We start from the raw sequence: 19,737 nt of genomic DNA, 5'->3' as shown, positions 1-19,737 counted from the left end.
AAAAAATAGTACATGCCAAATGGCATATACTATAATAAATTATAATCTTAATTTACTTTTTGACTTATCAACAAGTTCTTCTATTCTTTCTTGAGCCAGTTCAACTAATTCCTCTTCATTATTTAATTCAAAACAATTTTTAGATTTCTCAAAGTTACTGTATGCTTTTTCAAATTGACACAGTTTTTCATATCCTCTACCTACTTGAAAATACAAATCGCCCATTAAATATAATAGTTCGTAATTCTTAGCCTGTTGTATCCCCTTCATACTAGCTTCAATTACTTCATGGTATTTCCCCATTTCATATAATAACCTGGAATAATTATAATAAGCCCTGATATGTATTCGAGGGTTTACCAAGTATATGTTATTCTTCAAATTATATGTAATCATTTCAAACGTTTCTTGACTTAGTTTATAATTTTTGGAATCAAATAAAATAATTGCTTTACTTAGTAAAATCTCTATTTCACGTTCCGAATAGTTTCTATTAGTTGTTAGGCTATAAGCTAATGCTTGATCAATATACTTAATTGCTGTACCGACTTCATTATTTAAGTGGTACACACAGATACCTTTATGCCATAATAGAAATTGTTTAATTTCGGTATTTTCATTAGTTGAAGGGTTTTTTAGTTCAAGTGAAACAATTTCTTCTAGGTGCCTATAGTTCCTATTACGAGTTGCTTCGTTAATTTCATTCATTGTAATAGATAAATAGTCTGAACTCGGAGATTGATAATTATTAAAAAAGAAATTTACTTCAACACCTAATCTTTTCGACAATAGAAATAGTATATCTGCAGAAACATTAATTTCACCTTTCTCCAAACGACTAATATAAGCTTGGGAACAAATACCATCACAAAGCGCCTTTTGTGAAATTCCGTAATACTCTCTTAAATCTTTTATTTTTTCTCCAATACTAGTCATTAAAAACATAGTACCTTCTCCCTTTATAAAATAGGTAAATTTTGGTAAAAAATATTACTATCTTCATATAAACTTATGAAAATGCTACATATCCGAAGAAATTATACTATTTTTAGTGATAGAAAGCCTATTTTGACAAAATCATATCATTTCAAAATCTGGTATAACTATAATTAACAAATAATAAGAAAGGATGAATTCAAATGAAAAAATTAATGTTTATTTTAGTGCTTGCAGTAACTGTTGCTTTTTCAGTTTCCGATGTAGCTCCTGCGCAACAAGACGAAGCTGCACCAGCAATTCTTTTCGGTGATAAGGATCCAGGTCCAGTTCACGGATAATTTATTTTAAAAAATAGTTAAACCCTTCCAAAACTATTTTTTATTAGTCTTATTGTTAAGTAGTCTTTTATAAGTGCATTTTACCAAATGAAGTTTGAAAGGAGTATTAAGCCATGCAAACACCTGAAGGAGATGTTATTGTTTTAGGATTAGTGATCCTTGTTATTACAATTGGGATAACTATTGGGACATCTCTTTACTTGAGGCGGAAACATGGTTAACCCCCCTTTCATTACTATTTTTCCATTCCATTTAAGCAAATTCTACTTTGCTTACAAACAGTTGACATTTTGCCTGGTATAGAACCAGGTATTTTTTTTGCCTTTACACGATTTTATTTTACTATAACATTCCATATTATGCTAAATTTAATATACAAAAAAGAAAGACTAGACACGATAGACGCGTCTAATCTTTCTTTATTTCTCTTCTATTGAAACTAATTGAAAACGATCTTCAATAAATTCTCCTGTATATATCCACTCATTTTCAGTTAAAACTGGTTCATCATCAGGGTGTAATACATACACTGCCTCGTAAGCCTCAAAGGTTACTATATCGCCTTCTTGCTCAATATGGGTTATTTGAAAATCATAGACCTCTTCCATTACACCTTGTTCATTCAAGTTTTTCACAAGGTCAACTTGTGCATTGTATAATGGACTTCCCTCCTTCAAATAATCCTTCACTAAATTAAAATCATTTGTGTTAATCGCTTGGGTTAACGCAAATAAATATTCATAGTATCGATTTTCAACGTTGGAAATTAATTCCGGGTTTAGTTCTTCTTGGTACTTTGTATTTTCATATACCTCTTCATAAGTAAATGGATGCTGTTCAGGAGTGTCAAATAAATACGTATTACTATAATCAATGGAATGAATTTCCCACTTCTCCTCCTGTTCATTGTAACCAAAGTCTAAATTAAACAGAGTTGACTCTTCCTCAACATAATCGATATATTCTACTTCTTCTGTAAGTCTAGCAACACTTGAAATGTAAAAAGTACCATTTTCTTCATATAAATTATAGGACATAGGATAAATATCAAAATATAATGGTGTTGCCGTTTTCCACTCTGAGCTATTTTCATCATTCTCTACTAATGAAAGTAATCTCTCACTTGATTCTGATGTTAAATTCTCTAATCCCTCTGTAGAGTAATTCGCCCTAGCATGCAAATAATTAGATAATGCTTGTTCTGAAAGATCTACTACAATGGATTTAATCTCTTCTTCTTCTTTAACATTAAAGAAAATACTATTATAATCTATTGGTTGTTCTGCAGTCGTTACTTCACCCCAAGGGAAGTAAAGCTTTAATGCTACATTTATAGATCCATCTAATACAACAGGACCAAATGCCTCATCCTCTGATAAATTCCATTCTATTGGTTCATTATTTACGAGTAATTCTGCACTCGTATTTAATGGACCTAAGTCTGTTGATATATATACCTCCGCGGCTTCCATATCAAAATATAAATAATTGCTTGAATCACCAGGTATTAAATCAACGTCCTTATTACTCTCAATGTCAATGTAATCTTCTACTAATACAGCTTTTACAGAATGAGGACCAGGTAAATATGGGCCAACGGTTAACACCTCTTCAGCAGCTTCTAACGTACCCACTTCCTCCTCATTTACATAGAAAACTGTTCCAGCATATGGTGCACTAAGCTCCAAGTAAACAGGGGAAATTTCTAAATGATAACGATTAAATATACCTAAAAATTTATCTTCCTTTCTCAATAAGACAATGGAAGTTGCTTCACTAGAATCCGAATTAGAAGCAGATAATTCCCCTTTTTTATCATATACCTCACCTTGCTCCTCTAAATCTGCTACGATTTCTCTCAATTCGTCGGGATTATCAGATAGCCATGTAATAAAAGGTTTAACTGTTTCTTCTGTTAATTCAAGATTTTCATCAGTTGTTTCGAGTAATGATATTAGTTCATTAGCATCCTTTTCCTTCACAGCTTTTTCAAAAGCAGAAATCGTTCTACTTTGATCCAAGAAATAACTAATGAGTAAAAAAGCTGTTACTAGCATAACGACCAATCCTGTGATACTACTAACGATTATCTTTTGCTTTTTAGTCCATCGACTCCAGAAAGATCCTGTCTTTTCCTTGTCCGGTTTCCGATTAGTACGAGTAGATGCCTCTGTTGGTTTTGGCTTTGTTTCTAGCTCATGACCGCAGCTCGTACAAAACTGTGCTCCATCCTTCAACGGACTACCACACTGAGTACAAAATGACATATTACTCCCCCCTTTGTTATTCTTTTCTCATTCAAAAATATATTTTATCATCACTTCTAGTTGTTGGATACTATCTATTAACGATATTACTATTTTAGCATGTTTTTAGACCTTGCACTTTACCTGTTATGACAAAATGAAAGATTTGTAGTCAATTTGTATTAGTTTTGTTGCCCCATTGTTATTAAATTGCAAAGTTCCCTTGATATAATGCAGTCAGTTAGAAATGGAGGACATACTATGCGAATCAAAAAACTTATATTTACCTTAAGTTTCCTAATCTTTTTTACAACCATGACAACGAATGCACTAGCAAATACTACTAGTTTAGAAAATATAGAGGTAGAAGCATCTAGTAACGAAGAAGTAGTCGTAAAATCGGAGGTAGATTTTCACAAATTAATTCCTAATGTAGAAAATAAACAAAAGGAAAATCTATCAGATACCTTTTTTAATGAGGATACTACTACGGACGAAGTTAGTCAGAAACAAGAAACGAAAACCTTAACGATGAAGGCTACTGCTTATACTGCTAGCTGTGAAGGATGTAGCGGAACAACATATACAGGCATTGACCTTATTAGCAACCCGAACCAGAAAGTAATTGCTGTCGACCCAAATGTTATTCCACTTGGAACAAAGGTACATGTTGAAGGGTATGGTACCGCAATTGCAGGCGATATTGGTAGTGCTATTAAAGGTAATAGAATAGATGTATTTATCCCGTCAGAATCAAAAGCCGATCAATGGGGCGTTCAAACGGTTGAAGTTACTATATTAAGCTAAGAAAAGCGTTAGGAAATAATATTCCTAACGCTTTTTATTGTTTTCATCTCTTCCTTGAATCAAATTATTTAATTTTAGCATTTCCGGATCTGCTTTGTTTGCTGCATCCATTGGATTTTGATTTACCTCTTTTTTCGGATCTCCATCCATGGATATCCCTACTTCCTTCCCTTCATTATCTGCATAAACGCCTTCCCTCTCTCCATCAAAATGTGGAGATGGATCGCCAACATTAGGCCTTCTTTCCATTATAAATACCTCCTTTTCTCATAGAATGGATACTACGTGGAAAAACTATTCAAAAGGAGGTCATTCCATGGGTGCAATTGAACAAGATGGCTATCGATTTGAAGTAGAATATAGTGTTAGCCAGCAAAAAGGAGCTCTACATGTATACAAAGATGGAGAATTCATTGAAGAGCTTGCCTTTCCTTTTACAGGGGAAAAGCCAAATGAAGAGGAAATAGATACACTAGTTGATACATATTTACAAGATAAATTATAATAAGGTGCTTGTGGAAAGCAAGCACTTTTCGCCTCTTTGATCTTCTATAAATTTTACGAATTGGAATTGTTTTATCGTGACTAGGTCTTGTATAATGAGAACCATCATAAGGCTTATAGGGGGAGTTCTTTGTGAACATTATGGAGGGGAATTATATGGAGAAACTAACAATGGATAAGGTGGAGGAGCGCCTTGAGCATTTATCCGGCTGGAAGCTAGAAGACAATCGTTGGCTTACGAAGCGTTATCGATTTACAGAGTTTCTAGATGGGATTCAATTTGTGAGTCGAATTGCCGAGCTGTCAGAGGATATTCAACACCATCCATTTATGAACATTGAATATAAAGTAGTGACCATTAAATTAACTTCATGGCGCGCAAAGGGAATAACAGACTTGGATTTAGATCTTGCTGAAAAATATGACTCCATCTTTTTACAGGTAGCTGAATAACGAAGGATAAAAAAGAAGTCGCATTCGATACATGCGACTTCTTTTTAAAACTTTAATAACATATCTACATGAGGAATCCCATCATCCATATATTCCTCAGAAACCACTTTAAACCCATGCTTACCATAAAACCCTTGTAAGTGAGATTGAGCTTGCAGTTTAATAATAGGCTCATTCCATTCTTCTTTCATTATGGTAACCGCTTGCTCCATAAGTTTGTGTGCCAACCCCAGATTACGATAGGATTCCTTTACGAGAACACGCCCTATTGATGCTTCCTCATATTTCGTATTACTAGGAAGCAACCGACAATACGCAATTAGCTTGTTTTGTTCCTTTAATAATAAATGATAGGAGGTTTGATCATAATCATCAATCTCAGGATATGGACATTCTTGTTCCACAACAAATACGAGTACTCTTTCCTTTAAGACAGAATATAGCTCCTCTAATGTAAATTGTTCAAAAGATTTTAAACTCCACTCCATATGTAACCCTTCTTCTCATGTCATATAATGATAAAGTATAACATGGATAAAAGGAAAAAGATAAAGACATAGAGAATTCTATGCCTTGTTTTATCCGAAGAAAAAGTCAAATACGTTGCTAGCACCTGACGCTTGTTTATTATAAAACTCCGAATAACCACAGTTTTTACAAAATACTACTGTAAACTGATTATTTTGTACATCAAACATTTTAGACAAGCCCGTCCCAGTCATCGATACATCCTTTTTCCCTGCGTCGGTACTTCCACATTTAATACAACCATTATGATCTGACATATATATCCTCCTTTACCTTTATTATTTTATACGAAATAAATATATAAAATGTTTCATCTCTTCTATCTTAATATGGATTGTTTCATCATAAATATTAAAAAAGCGTATCTCACAAAAGTGAGATACGCTTTAAAGTTAAATTATAATTTAACAACGTTAGCAGCTTGAGGACCGCGGTCGCCTTCAACGATTTCAAATTCAACGTCTTGACCTTCTTCAAGAGTTTTGAAACCTTCTGATTGGATAGCAGAGAAGTGTACGAATACGTCGTCTCCACCTTCGCGCTCGATAAAACCGAAACCTTTTTCTGCGTTAAACCATTTTACTTTACCTGTCATGTTAAATGACCTCCTTATAAAAAATGTCGTACAAAAGAATTGAAACTAATAATACTTTACCTACTTCTTTTATAAAGAGGTCATCAAGCTATTATCGTACTTCAATTTCATTTTGCTATTTAACTTTACTCCTTTTTAAAGTAAAATGCAAGTTTTATCTAGAAAAATGAAGATTAAATTTCAAAACCTGAGGGAATACAACAAAATTCTACAAAACAGCATGATAAAACCCTTTAAGTAAGCAGGAATTTTATGCATTTTATTGAAATATATGTACTTAAATAGGAGGCGATTTTATGATTCGATACCCATTACTAAAAAAGGGTGCAACGATTGGGGTAACTGCTCCGTCATCAGGATTAGATAAACCCCTTCACTCGTTAGCAATTCAAGCTTTTGAGCGATTAGAACAACGTGGGTATAAAGTTGTTAGCGGAAATACGGTATGGACACAAAACAAGGCAAGGTCAGCCCCAGCACTAGAGCGAGCTACCGAACTAAGTAATATGCTCCATGATGAAGAAATGGACCTAATTATCCCTCCATGGGGTGGCGAGCTTTTAATTGAAATAGTAGAGCATTTAGACTTTCAGCGACTCCCTGAAAAGTGGATTCTTGGGTACTCTGATGTTAGTGTATTATTGCTAGCCATCACTTTAAAAACAGGTATTGCTACTGCCCATGGAACGAATCTAATTGACATGCGGGGCGAATACCAAGATGATACTTCCGCTAAATGGGAATCTGTCCTCGCCACAAATCAAGGTGATTCCATCGAACAATATTCTTCTCAGAAATATCAAAAGAAGTGGGATCACGATAATCCAACACCATGTGTATTCCATTTAACAGAGGAGACCTACTGGAAATCTGTTGGAGTAAATTATGCGAAAATGGAAGGCCGATTGCTAGGTGGCTGCATCGATGTCATAAAACACTTAATTGGAACGCCATTTGGGGATGTACCTACGTTTCAAAAAAATAGGATTCAAAATGAACCAATCCTCTGGTATTTTGAAAACTGTGAGATGAATGTTGCAGATTTGCGCAGAACCTTTGTTCAAATGAAGCTTGCTGGTTGGTTCCAGAACTGCTCAGGGATCCTTTTTGGTCGCAGTCCTGCAAATGATTCAGTAGGGAACTATACAATTGAGGATGTTTATCAGGAACTAGCTCACGAATTAAACATTCCGATCATTTATGATATTGATTGCGGACACGTGCCACCTCAGATTACTTTTATTAATGGGGCCTATGGTGAGGTAACAGTGGAGGACGGTAAAGGTAAAGTATTGCAAAAGTTTATCTAAGAAAAGCTTACAAGCACAATACGGTTATGTGTCTTGTAAGCCTTTTTATTATTCATATCCTTTTCTCGGTATATCTTCCGCTTCTCCATTTTCTCGTTCTATTTTTGCATCAATGGTACCTTCCGTTAAAGTATCACTTGCCTGTTCATGGGTTTCTGCTAAACCAGATGATACTTGATCCTTCTTATCATAATCTTCCGGATTATACATCCTATCTCCAATTGAGTGCTGGCGGTTTTTTTTAGTTGACATAGGAAAACACCTCCATAAATATCCTCCATTCTATCTTTTGTCAAGAAGGAAAAAATATGCCAGTCCATTCAAAGTTTTATTAATTAGGACAACAGATTGCGGAATATACTTTCAGCAAGTATTAATAAAGTGAGGTGCTAATAGTTATGTCATCCTATGAAAAAACGGCTCTTTTTGAACATAGGTTTTGGCTCCAAGTTTTAGGGGATCACGCACGATTTATTCATGCTTCTCTCTATCCAAACGAAAAGGAAGACATCAAGCGCGCAGACTACTTCAAAAGAAAATATGATGAGCTACTAAATCGAGCGCGAAATTATACTGGTGAAAATGTAGTCGATTTTTCCAAGGAAGCAGAGCAAGAAACGTTAAAATTTAAAGAATTTAAGCTTTCCTTACTAAAAAGGAAGCTTACCGGCGAGGTTGGCCTTTTCCTTTCCGAAACATTTTTGAACCATACGGTGAATGAATTAGAAGAGTATATACTTGTGCTTACATACTTAAAAGAAGGGAATCCACCTCCCGTTTTTCATGAGTTACATCACCATTTAATATGGCTTCAGGATGCATATGGGCATGCCGGGATTATCCATAATCATTTAGACGGTGTTGAAAAAAGATTGAGGAAAAAGAGCCAAGAGTTCGAAAAACATTTTGAAGGCTTTTACTTAAAAGCTGTGGAACTAACTGGGTATTTGCGTAGTAGTCTTAATACGTTCCCTGCCTTAGAACGATTTAACAACGAAGTAGAGCTTGAAATGACATTATTTCAGAACTTTTTAAGTGAAGTGGAGGAGTTAGAACTCAGTGAAAAGGTGTTAGGAACTTTCTCTGGACTTATGGCAGATCATATGTATCGGGAAGAGTGTTACTACTTAATAAAGCTAGCAGAAGCTTCGAATGTGAAGATACCAAATTGTGATCCGACAAAGCCTAGATTAGAGGATTTACATTAGATTCTTACTCCCTCCCATATAGAAAAGTGCTGGATCCTAAGTAAAGAGGACCCAGCACTTCTTTTTAGCGTCTTAATAATTGCCACGATTCATATCTTTATATCGCTCTACACGATTTAAAGAATCATTGTGAGGGCTATGATTAACTTTATCGTCTACATTTCTTTTCTTATTTTTCTTATCAATATATAAACCAATTACAATAAAAATTAATAGTGGAACTATTATGATAAGCCAACCCATATCGTTATTCCACCTTTCTCATTAAGATACTTTCAATACCCACTAATACTTTATGCAGAAAGCTTCGAAATTTAATTTCTAACGTATTACAAAAAGGCTACAAAACGATAGATGAATTATTACGACTTAATGAACATAAAAAAGCTTAGTCTCTTAACTAAGCTTTTCTACAGGTAAGCGATTCAGCTGAGAAATTCTTTATTTAATAACCATTATGTCCATGATCATTCAAATCTTTATATCGTTCTGCGTAAGCAAAGGATTCATCACGATATTGGTTTTGGTCTATGCTTGTTTCTAGGTCCCCCATTTTGTTTTTCCGGTCAATAAGGAGCGTAATTCCAATAATAAAAAGCAAAGGTATAAAAATGACTAGCCAAATCAACTTGAATCGCACCCTTCCTAGAAATAGTTATATAGAAGTATACGGATCATACACGAAAAAGGTTTCCTAATTTAGGAAGATTTTTTTCTGTAATCGAAATAAATTCATTATTTACATTGAAAGGGCTTGATTTGCCAAATTCAAGTCATTTTCAAATAGTTTATTTAAATCATAGGATGGGTAATGACCTTTATTATACATATAGCGATAAATAAGGTCGTGAAGCTTTATCGCTTTCATCATTTGCTTTACAAATACATCCTTTAAGGCAGGGGTTGCTGTTTCTGTAATCGCAACTGCATAATTTCGTACTCCTGCTTTTGTAAAAGCTAATAAGTCTCCTTCAAAAAGTAAGCTAATATTCCGCTCTTCCTCTCTCATATCGTTTGCACTAGGTACATACCGATAGAACTCCATAAGTTCTTGCAGGTCTACCTCTGTTTCTTGTATGCCTCTTTCATAAATCCCTTTTAACGTATTATCTTGAATTTGTGGAAGTGTTGTTTTCATCTTCATTAAACCAATCGACTTAAATGCAACTATCTCATGAAGCTCTAATGATTCATGCCAAGCTAATGTATGACTTTTCTCCATACTCCTAATCCCTCCATTTACTGGTTAAAAATTTCATTGTTAGTCTATGCAAGATATATGTCTATGGAGATAAATCATAGGTAAAATAGGCAATTACCTTATAGAAAAAGTATCATTAGATGTTCATCGAAATATTTTCCGTCTATTTTTAACGCCTTCGGCTCTGTTCCATAGGTTTTAAAGCCGATAGATTCGTATAGCTTAATAGCAGGCTTATTTGCTGAAACAACCTGTAATAGCAATTGTTCTACGTGTTTTAATCTTCTTGCTGTATTTATGGCTTTAAAAATGAGCTGCCTACCAATCCCATTTTTACGATAGTCATCATCTACATACATCGCGACGATACTCGCTTTATGGCTTTCCTTTTCCCTTGATGAGCATAATAGTGTAACCATCCCCACTAACTTCTCTTCATCATAGGCACCAAATGTAATGCTTTCTTCGCTCGTTAAATTCTTTTTGGTTTGCTCAATTGGATTCTCTCTATTCAACGCTTCTTGATAACTTGTTCCAAAGGCTTCCGGATGATTTTTTAATGCTTTCAATCTTAGCTCCCAATACTCCTTTGCATCTTGCTCTCCCAATACGGTTACAAGCATGGCTTTCCCCACTTTCTATTAATAAGCTTTTGCCCAATATACAAGTTCTTTTGCTTTACTACCACAACATACACAAGTTTCACTCACATTTTCTTGTTCAAATGGGATACAACGGGAGGTTGCACTTGTTTTTTCTTTAATGGTTATTTCACATTTTTCATCTCCACACCACATGGCCTTGATGAATCCTCCACCTTCTTGGTTTAGCTTCTCCTCAAATTCACCCATATTCGCAGCAATATATGTTTTGTTCTGTAATCGATCTTTAGCCTTTACATACAATTGATGTTGTATGTCCTGTAACACTTTTGAGACTGTTTCTTTAAGCTCATGGATCGGTATAAATTGTTTATCTCCTGTATCTCGTCGAACTAGCACGACTTGATTTTTCTCTATATCCTTAGGGCCTATTTCTAGACGAAGTGGCACACCCTTCATTTCATACTCATTAAACTTCCAACCAGGCATTTTATCACTTGCATCAATGTCGACTCTAAATTCCTCTGCAAGTTCCTTTTGTAAATCGTAAGCTTTATCTAGGATTCCTTCTTTATGTTGGGCAATTGGAACAATTATAAGCTGTTTTGGTGCGATTTTAGGTGGTAACACAAGCCCACGGTTGTCTCCATGAACCATAATCAATGCTCCAATCATACGAGTAGTAAACCCCCATGATGTTTGATGTACATGCTTTTGTTCCCCATCTTGGTCCGTAAATTGAATCCCAAAGGCTTCCGCAAATCCTGTACCTAAATAATGAGATGTACCTGATTGCAGCGCTTTACCATCATGCATCATACTTTCGACTGTTAAAGTAAAATGAGCTCCAGCAAACTTTTCCTTTTCTGTCTTTTTGCCCTTTATTACAGGAATAGCTAAATATTTCTCCGCCATCCCGGCATAAACATCCAGCATTTTATACGTTTCCTCTGTAGCTTCTTGTTCTGTAGCGTGTGCCGTATGACCTTCTTGCCATAAGAATTCTAATGATCGTAAAAATGGTCTTGTTGTTTTCTCCCAACGTACAACATTACTCCATTGATTATATAGCTTTGGTAAATCACGGTAAGAGTGTATGACATCCTTATAATGCTCACAAAATAGAACCTCAGATGTTGGCCTTACACAAATTCGCTCTGTTAATTCTTCAGAGCCTCCATGTGTAACCCAAGCAACCTCCGGGGCAAAACCTTCAATATGATCCTTCTCCTTCTGAAGTAAGCTTTCTGGGATAAACAGTGGCATATAAACATTTTCATGTCCTGTTTCTTTAATTTTCTCATCCAATACTTTTTGGATGTTTTCCCAAATAGCATATCCATACGGTCGAATAATCATAGATCCTCGAACAGCACCATAATCTACTAGCTCCGCTTTTTTTACGACATCGGTATACCAGCGGGCAAAGTCTTCGTCCATGGAGGTGATTTCTTCCACAAATTGCTTTTGTTTTTTACCCATTTTCCATTCCTCGCTTTCTTTGCTAACCTTTTTCTTCCTTTTTTATCCATAACACAATATAAAAAAGCCTCGGAATCCCTATATAAGGGACCGAGGCTCGGCGTTACCACCCTAGTTCACAACAGCAATTGTTGTACAACTCTTTATAGATAACGGATATTCCGCATGTATGTTTCCATACTGAACTCATGAGGTAGGTTCGGTGATTCACCTTTTGGAAATCTCGCACCAACATGATTTCTTCTCTGAAAAAGGGAAAGACACGTACTAGTCCTCGTCATCGTTTCTGTTCACTCTTAAATTAGCAATTAATATACAGAGTTAACTATAAAATGTCAAGCACCTTTTTCCGTGTTATTTCAAAACTGTTTCAGTAGTTGAGCCATTTCAATTACAGTCACTGCCGCTTCGGCTCCTTTATTACCAGCTTTCGTTCCTGCCCGTTCAATAGCTTGTTCAATAGATTCTGTTGTTAACACTCCAAATGCTACAGGTTTACCCGATTTCAATGCTGCTTGTGAAACGCCCTTAGCCGCTTCATTACACACATAATCAAAATGTGGTGTTGCACCTCGAATAACCGTACCAAGCGTAATCACAGCATCGTATTTATCTGAATTCGCCATTTTATCTGCAAGTAACGGAAGTTCAAAAGCACCCGGTACCCAAGCAACTTCTATATTATCCTCACTAACACCATGTCGCTTTAATGTATCAATTGCACCATCTAATAACTTACTTGTGATAAATTCATTAAACCGACCTACTACAATACCAATATTCAAATCTGTTCCTACTAAATTTCCTTCCAATACGTTTACCATGTTAACTCCTCCTCTTAATCATTATTATGGAACCTTAACATATGTCCCATTTTTTCTTGTTTTGTTTTCATGTACTGTTCGTTTTCCTTTTTCATTGGTAGCTGAATTGGTACTCGATCGACTACTTCTAAATCATAGCCTTTTAAACCTTTTATCTTTTTGGGATTGTTTGTAAGTAAGCGCATCTTTCTGACACCAAGGTCTCTTAATATCTGCGCCCCAATACCATAATCCCTTAAATCAGGAGCAAACCCGAGCTTTTCGTTTGCCTCTACTGTGTCATAGCCTTCCTCTTGTAGCTTGTACGCCTTTAACTTATTGACCAATCCAATTCCTCTACCTTCTTGCCGCATATAAAGTAGAATTCCATTACCTTCTTCCTCAATTTGGGTTAAAGCCGCATGAAGCTGGGGACCACAATCACAACGATTCGAACCAAATATATCCCCTGTTAAACATTCGGAATGAACACGAACTAGAATTGGTTTTTCCGAATCAATTTCTCCCTTTACAAGAGCGATATGCTCTTTATGATCGACCTCATTTGTATAAGCAACTGCCTTAAATTCCCCAAACTGAGTTGGAAGATTTACCTGTACCTCTTGTTTCACTAATTTTTCTGTTTTACTCCGATATTCAATTAAATCTTTTATTGTTATTATTTTTAAATCAAAATCATTTGCGATGCTTAGTAAATCAGGAACTCTAGCCATCGTCCCGTCTTCTTTAATAATTTCACAAATAACTCCTGATGGAAACGCACCACTTAGCTTAGCTAAATCTACTGAAGCCTCCGTATGTCCAGCCCGTCTAAGCACTCCACCCTTTTTGGCCACAATTGGAAACACGTGACCAGGTCGTTTAAAATCAGAACCTTTTGATGATGGATTTAGCAGACCTTGAATCGTTAAAGAACGTTCATAGGCACTAATCCCTGTTGTCGTTTGTTTATGATCAATACTGACTGTAAAAGCTGTACCATAAGGATCTGTACTTTGGTCTACCATTGGATGCAAATTTAATTTATTCGCAGTTTCCTCTGTGATTGTGGTACAAACTAATCCTCTCGCATGCTTGATCATAAAGTTGATAATCTCTGGGCTTGCTTTTTCCGAAAGCGCAACAAAATCACCTTCATTTTCCCGATCCTCATCATCTACTACAATAACTACTTTACCCGCTTGCAAATCAGCTATTGCCTCTTCGATTGAATGAAACATAACCGTTCACCTCCCTATTGCTTATAAAAATCCATTTTCTTTTAAAAATTGCTTATTAATTGCAGAGTCCTTTTCTCCTTTGGCTAGTATGTTAGCAACATATTTTGCCAACATATCGCATTCAATGTTTACAATATCCCCTTCATTTTTGTCCCCTAACACCGTATGGCTTGTCGTATGAGGGATAAGGGAGATCGTGATGGTTTGTTCATCTACCCCAAAAATCGTTAAGCTTGTACCATCTATTGCAACAGATCCCTTTAACATAAAGTATGGGGCATATTCTTTAGGTACTTTAATTGTGTAATATACCGCATTAGCTAAAGGCTCTTTTTTTATTATTGTTCCAATCGCATCCACATGGCCGGATACAAAATGACCTCCAAACCTCCCATTCGCTGCCATGGCACGTTCTAGATTTACTTTTGATCCAACCTTTAATTGCTCTAAGGAGGTAGCATTTACCGTTTCAGGCATAACGTCTACCAAAAAGGATTTGTCATTGTATTTAGTAACCGTTAAGCACACACCATTTACAGAGATACTATCCCCAAGCCCAACATCCTTTACAATTTCTTTCGCTTCTATTTCCATAACGATTGCCTTTTCTGCTTTATTAATTGTTTTTACTACACCTAACTCTTCAATAATTCCTGTAAACATAGTAAACCTCCGCGTTATTCAGCCTTTGGTACTGACACAATTTTAAGATCTTCTCCAAGTCTTTCCATTAATTTTATTTCCAGTTGAATACTGTCCGTTATGGATTGGAATCCTTCGCCACCTATTGAAGTTGGTGCATTCCTTCCACCTATTAATTTTGGAGCGATGTACGTAATAACCTGGTTTACAGCTTTCGCTTTTAGAAAACTACCATGAACCTGAGCTCCACCTTCTACAAAAAGGGACATAATATTTCTACTTGCTAACTGTTGTAACATTTCCTTAATTTCGATGTTCGGTTGTGCTAATTGAATAATTTGGACATGTTTATATACTAAGTATTCCTCTATTTTGTCCTTTTTTACTTCACTTCCAACTACTATCCAAGTTTCCGCTTCGTTTGACGCTATGACTGTGGCGTCTATTGGTGTTCGTAGTTGCGTATCTAAAATAATACGAATTGGATTTTTCCCACCTAATGGTAATCTGGTAGTTAGGCTAGGATTGTCTTTTATCACTGTATTGACACCAACAAGAATAGCATCATGCGTATGTCTATATTTATGGACATCTTCTCTCGCCTTTTCACCGGTTATCCATTTACTTTCCCCAGTAACCGTTGCAATTTTACCATCAAGACTCGTAGCTGATTTTAATGTAACATAGGGGCTTTTTTCTTGAATGTAATGAAAAAATTGTTCATTAATGAAGTCAGCTTCTTCTTTCATTACACCTAGCTCAACCTCTATACCCGCATCCTTTAATAGATCTATTCCTTTTCCAGCTACCTTTTCATTTGGGTCAGTTGTTGCAATAACTACTCTTTTTACCCCAGTACGCACTAATAATTCTGCACATGGGGGTGTTTTTCCATAATGACTACACGGCTCTAATGTGACATAAATACTAGCCCCTTTTCCCTTATCCCCTGCCATCCTTAAAGCATGGACCTCTGCATGAGGCTCCCCTGCTTTAAGATGGGCGCCAAAGCCAACGATTTGATTATCCTTGACTACTACTGCTCCCACTGGGGGATTCGGACTTGTTTGACCAGCAACCGTTCGCGCTAAAGATAAAGCAAACCCCATGTAATATTGATCATCCACCAATAGAACCTCCCTATTTTAAAAACTGCATAAAAAAACCTCTGGAACAATGACCAGAGGGAGAAGTGTACGTGTATAATATGTATGCTATTACTTTTAAAACAAAAGTAAATAAACGCATATGTGCATCCAATAATGCGACTGCTACCACGAATCCTTCTCCCATCCAGACTATACTGTCGGTCCCGGATTTGCACCAGGTCCACCGTGCAGAAAGTAAGCTTTCTACCCGGGTCACGGACTGAGGAATTATACATTCCATCACCGCCGGTTGGGAATTTCACCCGACCCCGAAGGATATTCTATTAAATTTGTTAATCATTATAGCATTACTTAAAATAAAATGACAAAGAACTAGCTTTATTTTTTCGAGCAACTCTATTTCCACTTTATTCATTGTTCTATAATATAAAAATAGACACACATAATTTTCATTAGGGGGGAAATGATGAAATACGACGTAATTGTAGTTGGATCAGGGTCTATGGGAATGGCAGCGGGCTACTATTTAGCAAAAGACAATAAAAAGGTATTGATGATGGATTCTTATGATCCACCTCATAGCAATGGCTCTCATCATGGGGAGACCCGTATTATTCGTCATGCTTATGGAGAAGGCGAACATTATGTTCCATTTGTATTACGTGCTCAAGAGCTATGGCTAGAACTAGAAGAAAAAGCAAATGCCCATTTGTTTATGAATACAGGTGTCATTAACATCGGGGATCCTAATTCTCCTTTTATTCAAGAAGTTCAAGATAGCTCAAAGCAACATAATCTTCCACTTGAGACCTTAACGGCTAAAGAAATTTATGAAAGATGGCCAGGATTACAGCTCCCTGATCATTTAATTGGATGTGTGGAAACTAATTCTGGCGTCTTGTTTAGTGAAAGGTGTATATTAGCTTATCGAACATTAGCAGAGCAATTAGGGGCCACGGTAAAAACAAATACCGAAGTAAAGGATATAAATATTCACGACAATTTTGTCAGAGTAATTACGGATACAGAGGTCTATGAAGCAGCATCTATTATCATTACAGCTGGAGCATGGTCTAAAACGTTACTTCAAAAAGTGAACATAGACCTTCCTTTGCAAACCATCCGAAAAACATTTTCTTGGTTCCGAACAAACAGTGAAGAATATGATGCATCAACCTTTCCAGCATTTACGATTAATTTAGGGGATGAAATGTATTATGGTTTCCCAGACATTGAAGGCGCAGGTGTAAAAATAGGTCGACACGACGGCGGTCACCCACTTAACATAGAGAATTCAACGGACCCTTTTGGTACTTATCCAGAAGATAAAGGGGACGTTTCCAGAATTATAGAATGTTTCTTTCCAAAAGTAGATGCGTTTCAAGTTGGAAAAACATGTATTTATACGAATACTCCAGATGAGGATTTTATTATTGATACACTCCCAGGTCACTCCAATGTTGCTATTGCATGTGGTTTTTCTGGACACGGGTTCAAATTTAGTAGTGTAGTCGGCGAGGTATTAAGTCAAATGGTTACAAATCAAGAGATTTCTTTCGATATGTCTCCTTTCCGACTTTCTCGTTTTAATAAAGAAGGATAAAGTAAATGCTTTGTAGAATATTTCGATTTATGAAATAATAGAGCTTATATTACGAAGGAGGGAATGAAATTGGATTTTCAAACTAAATTGGAAAACTACGCGGAGCTAGTACTTCGACTCGGCGTTAACCTACAACAAAATCAAACACTTATGATTAACGCTCCTACCGAGGCTTTGGAATTTGTAAGAGTTGTTGCGAAGAAGGCTTATGGTTTAGGCGCAAAAGATATACATATTAATTGGGCAGATGAGGTACTTACCCGTCTAAAATATGAACACGCTCCTTTGGAAACATTAACAACCGTTCCACAATGGCAAATCGATCGCCAAAATTATTTTGCAGAAGATGGAGCTGCCGTTTTATCCATTAAACAAAGTAATCCAGATATGTTAAAAGGTATTGATCCTGGTCGTATTTCTGCTGCTAACAAGGCATCAGGAGAAGCTTTTAAAAACTTCCGAAATTATACAATGAATGACCGTATTACATGGTGTGTTGCCTCTGTTCCAGGAGAAGCCTGGGCTAGAAAGGTATTCCCTGACGCAACATCAGGAGAAGAAGCAATCGAAAAACTATGGGAGCAAATCTTCACCATTACTCGCGCGGATCAAGAGGATCCAATCGCTGTATGGAATGATCATAACCAAACGCTTGCAAAAGTACGAGACTTTATGAATAAGAAGAATTTCAAAAAGCTTATTTACAAAGCACCGGGAACGGATTTAGAGCTAGAATTACCAGAAGGACACATATGGAAAGGTGGCTCTACCCCAACAGAGGGTGGCGTTCCATTTAATGCAAACATCCCAACTGAAGAAGTATTTACGATGCCTAATAAATATGGTGTGAACGGCACAGTCCGTAATACAAAACCGTTAAATTATGGTGGGAATGTTATTGATAACTTCTCATTAACGTTTAAAGACGGACAAGTAGTAGATTTCCAAGCTGAAGAAGGCTATGAAAGCTTAAAACACCTTTTAGAAACGGATGAAGGCTCATCTCGTCTTGGAGAGGTTGCATTAGTACCGCATGAGTCTCCAATTTCTCAATCTGGATTAATTTTTTATAATACGCTTTACGACGAAAATGCTTCCTGCCACCTTGCTTTAGGGAAAGCATACCCTACAAGCATTAAAGGCGGGTCTAAAATGAATGATGATGAGTTAGATCAACACGGTGTAAATAACAGCTTAGCTCATGTAGACTTTATGATGGGATCTGCTGAATTAGATATTGATGGTGTGACACAGGATGGCAAAGTAGAACCTGTTTTCCGTAATGGAACATGGGCTATGGAGTTTTAATGAATAGTTAAACAACAATCCAAACCTTTTGAAAGGGTTTGGATTGTTATTTTTAGGTACTGATTGAAGATGAATCATTTCTTCAGGGTTATTGGAATAAGACAGTATTTTTTCCCTTTGGTAAGGAAGTGGCGCAGAACTCCTAACCTTTTTGCATTAAAATTTTAAGGGAAATCTTGAAATTCGATAAATACGAGTCCTTTAAAAAGCTATATTCGTCTGCAAGATAATTTTACGTGTCTGTATCAAAAATTTATTCGTCGATATCTTGTATACACGTCCATTGTCCATTTTTATTCGTCTAATAGAAGGAAATACTCTTCTATTATTCAAAATACGAGTCCGTCTGAAAAATACTCGTCCATATTTATGATTTACGAGCCAGTTGTAAATCAATACAAGCCGAAAACAGAAAATACTATTCCGTTTTCGGCCTGCTTAAAATTAACTATTCTGTTCCGTTACAATATTCGTCAAACATTAAAAATACTCGCCAGTTCGCATGTCGTATTTGTCCTGTCTAGTCCTTCTGCTGAGCACTGTTATTTGTATGCTCTTCCGGAATTGGATCTATTTTATGACGATATGCATAAGCTTTATTAGTTGTAATTACGGACATTGCGATAACAACCACACAGATTACGATACTAATAATAAGTATTATCCAAAACATGAGAATAAACCCCTTTCCCGTCCCTAATTATAAGTCAAGAATAGCGATAAATAGCCCCAAGTTCAAGATAAAAGACGCAAAGAGAGAATTGTTATGGTAAGGAAAAAAAAGAAACGCTCAATTTGAGCGTCATAATCCATAACGA

At 36.1% G+C, this 19,737-nt stretch carries 25 protein-coding genes, 1 riboswitch and 1 other annotated feature; of the genes, 8 read left to right on the top strand and 17 right to left on the bottom strand.

Annotation, left to right across the window (positions count from 1 at the left end; all coding sequences use genetic code 11):
* Positions 1–39: 39 nt before the first annotated feature.
* Positions 40–945, bottom strand: a complete 906-nt coding sequence (locus C1A05_RS16225) for a helix-turn-helix domain-containing protein (RefSeq protein ID WP_102029292.1) — start codon at positions 943–945, stop codon at positions 40–42.
* Between the two features lie 194 nt (positions 946–1,139).
* Here C1A05_RS16225 and C1A05_RS18115 point away from each other — a divergent pair, with 194 nt between their 5' ends.
* Positions 1,140–1,277, top strand: a complete 138-nt coding sequence (locus C1A05_RS18115) for a hypothetical protein (protein ID WP_159462102.1) — start codon at positions 1,140–1,142, stop codon at positions 1,275–1,277.
* 419 nt (positions 1,278–1,696) lie between these two features.
* On the opposite strand, the gene C1A05_RS16220 is transcribed toward C1A05_RS18115, so the two are convergent.
* Positions 1,697–3,544: a zinc ribbon domain-containing protein gene (locus tag C1A05_RS16220; RefSeq protein ID WP_102029291.1), complete on the bottom strand. Its 1,848-nt coding sequence runs from the start codon at positions 3,542–3,544 to the stop codon at positions 1,697–1,699.
* Between the two features lie 240 nt (positions 3,545–3,784).
* Here C1A05_RS16220 and C1A05_RS18505 point away from each other — a divergent pair, with 240 nt between their 5' ends.
* Positions 3,785–4,330: a 3D domain-containing protein gene (locus tag C1A05_RS18505; protein WP_102029290.1), complete on the top strand. Its 546-nt coding sequence runs from the start codon at positions 3,785–3,787 to the stop codon at positions 4,328–4,330.
* Between the two features lie 24 nt (positions 4,331–4,354).
* Here the strand turns inward: C1A05_RS18505 and C1A05_RS16210 are convergent, their stop codons facing one another.
* On the bottom strand, positions 4,355–4,579 hold the full coding sequence (locus C1A05_RS16210) for a hypothetical protein (RefSeq protein ID WP_102029289.1): 225 nt from the start codon (positions 4,577–4,579) through the stop codon (positions 4,355–4,357).
* A gap of 67 nt (positions 4,580–4,646) precedes the next feature.
* Here C1A05_RS16210 and C1A05_RS16205 point away from each other — a divergent pair, with 67 nt between their 5' ends.
* Positions 4,647–4,835, top strand: coding sequence for a DUF5370 family protein (locus C1A05_RS16205; RefSeq protein WP_102029288.1), 189 nt, complete (start codon positions 4,647–4,649; stop codon positions 4,833–4,835).
* A 155-nt stretch (positions 4,836–4,990) separates the two neighbouring features.
* Entirely contained in the window at positions 4,991–5,287 is a 297-nt protein-coding gene (locus tag C1A05_RS16200; protein ID WP_102029371.1) for a 4a-hydroxytetrahydrobiopterin dehydratase, read from the top strand.
* A gap of 44 nt (positions 5,288–5,331) precedes the next feature.
* Here the strand turns inward: C1A05_RS16200 and C1A05_RS16195 are convergent, their stop codons facing one another.
* The 3 genes from C1A05_RS16195 to cspD form a co-directional block, all read right to left on the bottom strand.
* Entirely contained in the window at positions 5,332–5,775 is a 444-nt protein-coding gene (locus C1A05_RS16195) for a GNAT family N-acetyltransferase (RefSeq protein WP_102029287.1), read from the bottom strand.
* Positions 5,776–5,865: 90 nt separating this feature from the next.
* Positions 5,866–6,072, bottom strand: a complete 207-nt coding sequence (locus C1A05_RS16190) for a zinc ribbon domain-containing protein (RefSeq protein WP_102029286.1) — start codon at positions 6,070–6,072, stop codon at positions 5,866–5,868.
* A gap of 140 nt (positions 6,073–6,212) precedes the next feature.
* Complete coding sequence (gene cspD, locus C1A05_RS16185; RefSeq protein WP_102029285.1) at positions 6,213–6,410, bottom strand: cold-shock protein CspD; 198 nt, start codon at positions 6,408–6,410, stop codon at positions 6,213–6,215.
* Between the two features lie 296 nt (positions 6,411–6,706).
* On the opposite strand from cspD, the gene C1A05_RS16180 reads away from it, so the two are divergent.
* Positions 6,707–7,720, top strand: a complete 1,014-nt coding sequence (locus C1A05_RS16180) for a S66 family peptidase (protein ID WP_102029284.1) — start codon at positions 6,707–6,709, stop codon at positions 7,718–7,720.
* Between the two features lie 48 nt (positions 7,721–7,768).
* Here C1A05_RS16180 and C1A05_RS16175 read toward each other — a convergent pair whose 3' ends face one another.
* On the bottom strand, positions 7,769–7,972 hold the full coding sequence (locus C1A05_RS16175; RefSeq protein WP_102029283.1) for a YozQ family protein: 204 nt from the start codon (positions 7,970–7,972) through the stop codon (positions 7,769–7,771).
* Positions 7,973–8,118: 146 nt separating this feature from the next.
* On the opposite strand from C1A05_RS16175, the gene C1A05_RS16170 reads away from it, so the two are divergent.
* A complete protein-coding gene (locus tag C1A05_RS16170) occupies positions 8,119–8,928 on the top strand; it encodes a DUF2935 domain-containing protein (protein ID WP_102029282.1) in 810 nt (269 codons plus the stop codon).
* Between the two features lie 72 nt (positions 8,929–9,000).
* Here C1A05_RS16170 and C1A05_RS18110 read toward each other — a convergent pair whose 3' ends face one another.
* The 9 genes from C1A05_RS18110 to ribD form a co-directional block, all read right to left on the bottom strand.
* The gene (locus tag C1A05_RS18110) at positions 9,001–9,171 is read right to left on the bottom strand and encodes a hypothetical protein (RefSeq protein ID WP_159462101.1); all 171 of its coding nucleotides are present in this window, start codon (positions 9,169–9,171) and stop codon (positions 9,001–9,003) included.
* Between the two features lie 202 nt (positions 9,172–9,373).
* Entirely contained in the window at positions 9,374–9,556 is a 183-nt protein-coding gene (locus C1A05_RS16165; RefSeq protein ID WP_102029281.1) for a hypothetical protein, read from the bottom strand.
* A 111-nt stretch (positions 9,557–9,667) separates the two neighbouring features.
* Positions 9,668–10,150, bottom strand: a complete 483-nt coding sequence (locus C1A05_RS16160; protein ID WP_102029280.1) for a spore coat protein — start codon at positions 10,148–10,150, stop codon at positions 9,668–9,670.
* 98 nt (positions 10,151–10,248) lie between these two features.
* Complete coding sequence (locus tag C1A05_RS16155) at positions 10,249–10,752, bottom strand: GNAT family N-acetyltransferase (RefSeq protein WP_102029279.1); 504 nt, start codon at positions 10,750–10,752, stop codon at positions 10,249–10,251.
* A gap of 18 nt (positions 10,753–10,770) precedes the next feature.
* The gene (gene proS / locus C1A05_RS16150; RefSeq protein WP_102029278.1) at positions 10,771–12,213 is read right to left on the bottom strand and encodes a proline--tRNA ligase; all 1,443 of its coding nucleotides are present in this window, start codon (positions 12,211–12,213) and stop codon (positions 10,771–10,773) included.
* Positions 12,214–12,295: 82 nt separating this feature from the next.
* Positions 12,296–12,503, bottom strand: a binding site (T-box leader).
* Positions 12,504–12,572: 69 nt separating this feature from the next.
* Positions 12,573–13,037: a 6,7-dimethyl-8-ribityllumazine synthase gene (gene ribH, locus C1A05_RS16145; protein WP_102029277.1), complete on the bottom strand. Its 465-nt coding sequence runs from the start codon at positions 13,035–13,037 to the stop codon at positions 12,573–12,575.
* Positions 13,038–13,051: 14 nt separating this feature from the next.
* Complete coding sequence (locus tag C1A05_RS16140; RefSeq protein ID WP_102029276.1) at positions 13,052–14,257, bottom strand: bifunctional 3,4-dihydroxy-2-butanone-4-phosphate synthase/GTP cyclohydrolase II; 1,206 nt, start codon at positions 14,255–14,257, stop codon at positions 13,052–13,054.
* A 21-nt stretch (positions 14,258–14,278) separates the two neighbouring features.
* Positions 14,279–14,920, bottom strand: coding sequence for a riboflavin synthase (gene ribE, locus C1A05_RS16135; protein WP_102029275.1), 642 nt, complete (start codon positions 14,918–14,920; stop codon positions 14,279–14,281).
* 14 nt (positions 14,921–14,934) lie between these two features.
* Entirely contained in the window at positions 14,935–16,026 is a 1,092-nt protein-coding gene (gene ribD, locus C1A05_RS16130) for a bifunctional diaminohydroxyphosphoribosylaminopyrimidine deaminase/5-amino-6-(5-phosphoribosylamino)uracil reductase RibD (protein ID WP_234998605.1), read from the bottom strand.
* Positions 16,027–16,176: 150 nt separating this feature from the next.
* Positions 16,177–16,328, bottom strand: a riboswitch (FMN riboswitch).
* Between the two features lie 146 nt (positions 16,329–16,474).
* Here ribD and solA point away from each other — a divergent pair.
* Both solA and C1A05_RS16120 read left to right on the top strand, forming a co-directional pair.
* On the top strand, positions 16,475–17,611 hold the full coding sequence (gene solA / locus C1A05_RS16125; protein WP_200816517.1) for an N-methyl-L-tryptophan oxidase: 1,137 nt from the start codon (positions 16,475–16,477) through the stop codon (positions 17,609–17,611).
* 69 nt (positions 17,612–17,680) lie between these two features.
* Positions 17,681–18,919 (top strand): aminopeptidase, encoded by a 1,239-nt coding sequence (locus C1A05_RS16120; RefSeq protein ID WP_373419487.1) that lies wholly within the window; start codon positions 17,681–17,683, stop codon positions 18,917–18,919.
* A gap of 520 nt (positions 18,920–19,439) precedes the next feature.
* On the opposite strand, the gene ytzI is transcribed toward C1A05_RS16120, so the two are convergent.
* Positions 19,440–19,592: a YtzI protein gene (ytzI, locus tag C1A05_RS16115; RefSeq protein ID WP_102029271.1), complete on the bottom strand. Its 153-nt coding sequence runs from the start codon at positions 19,590–19,592 to the stop codon at positions 19,440–19,442.
* Positions 19,593–19,737: the final 145 nt, after the last annotated feature.

The sequence above is a fragment of the Salirhabdus sp. Marseille-P4669 genome, from assembly GCF_900240405.1.
Classification (GTDB): domain Bacteria; phylum Bacillota; class Bacilli; order Bacillales; family Alkalibacillaceae; genus OEQK01.
The sequence above is the reverse complement of the archived record's forward strand: the minus strand, read 5'-3'. Positions and strand labels throughout refer to the sequence as shown.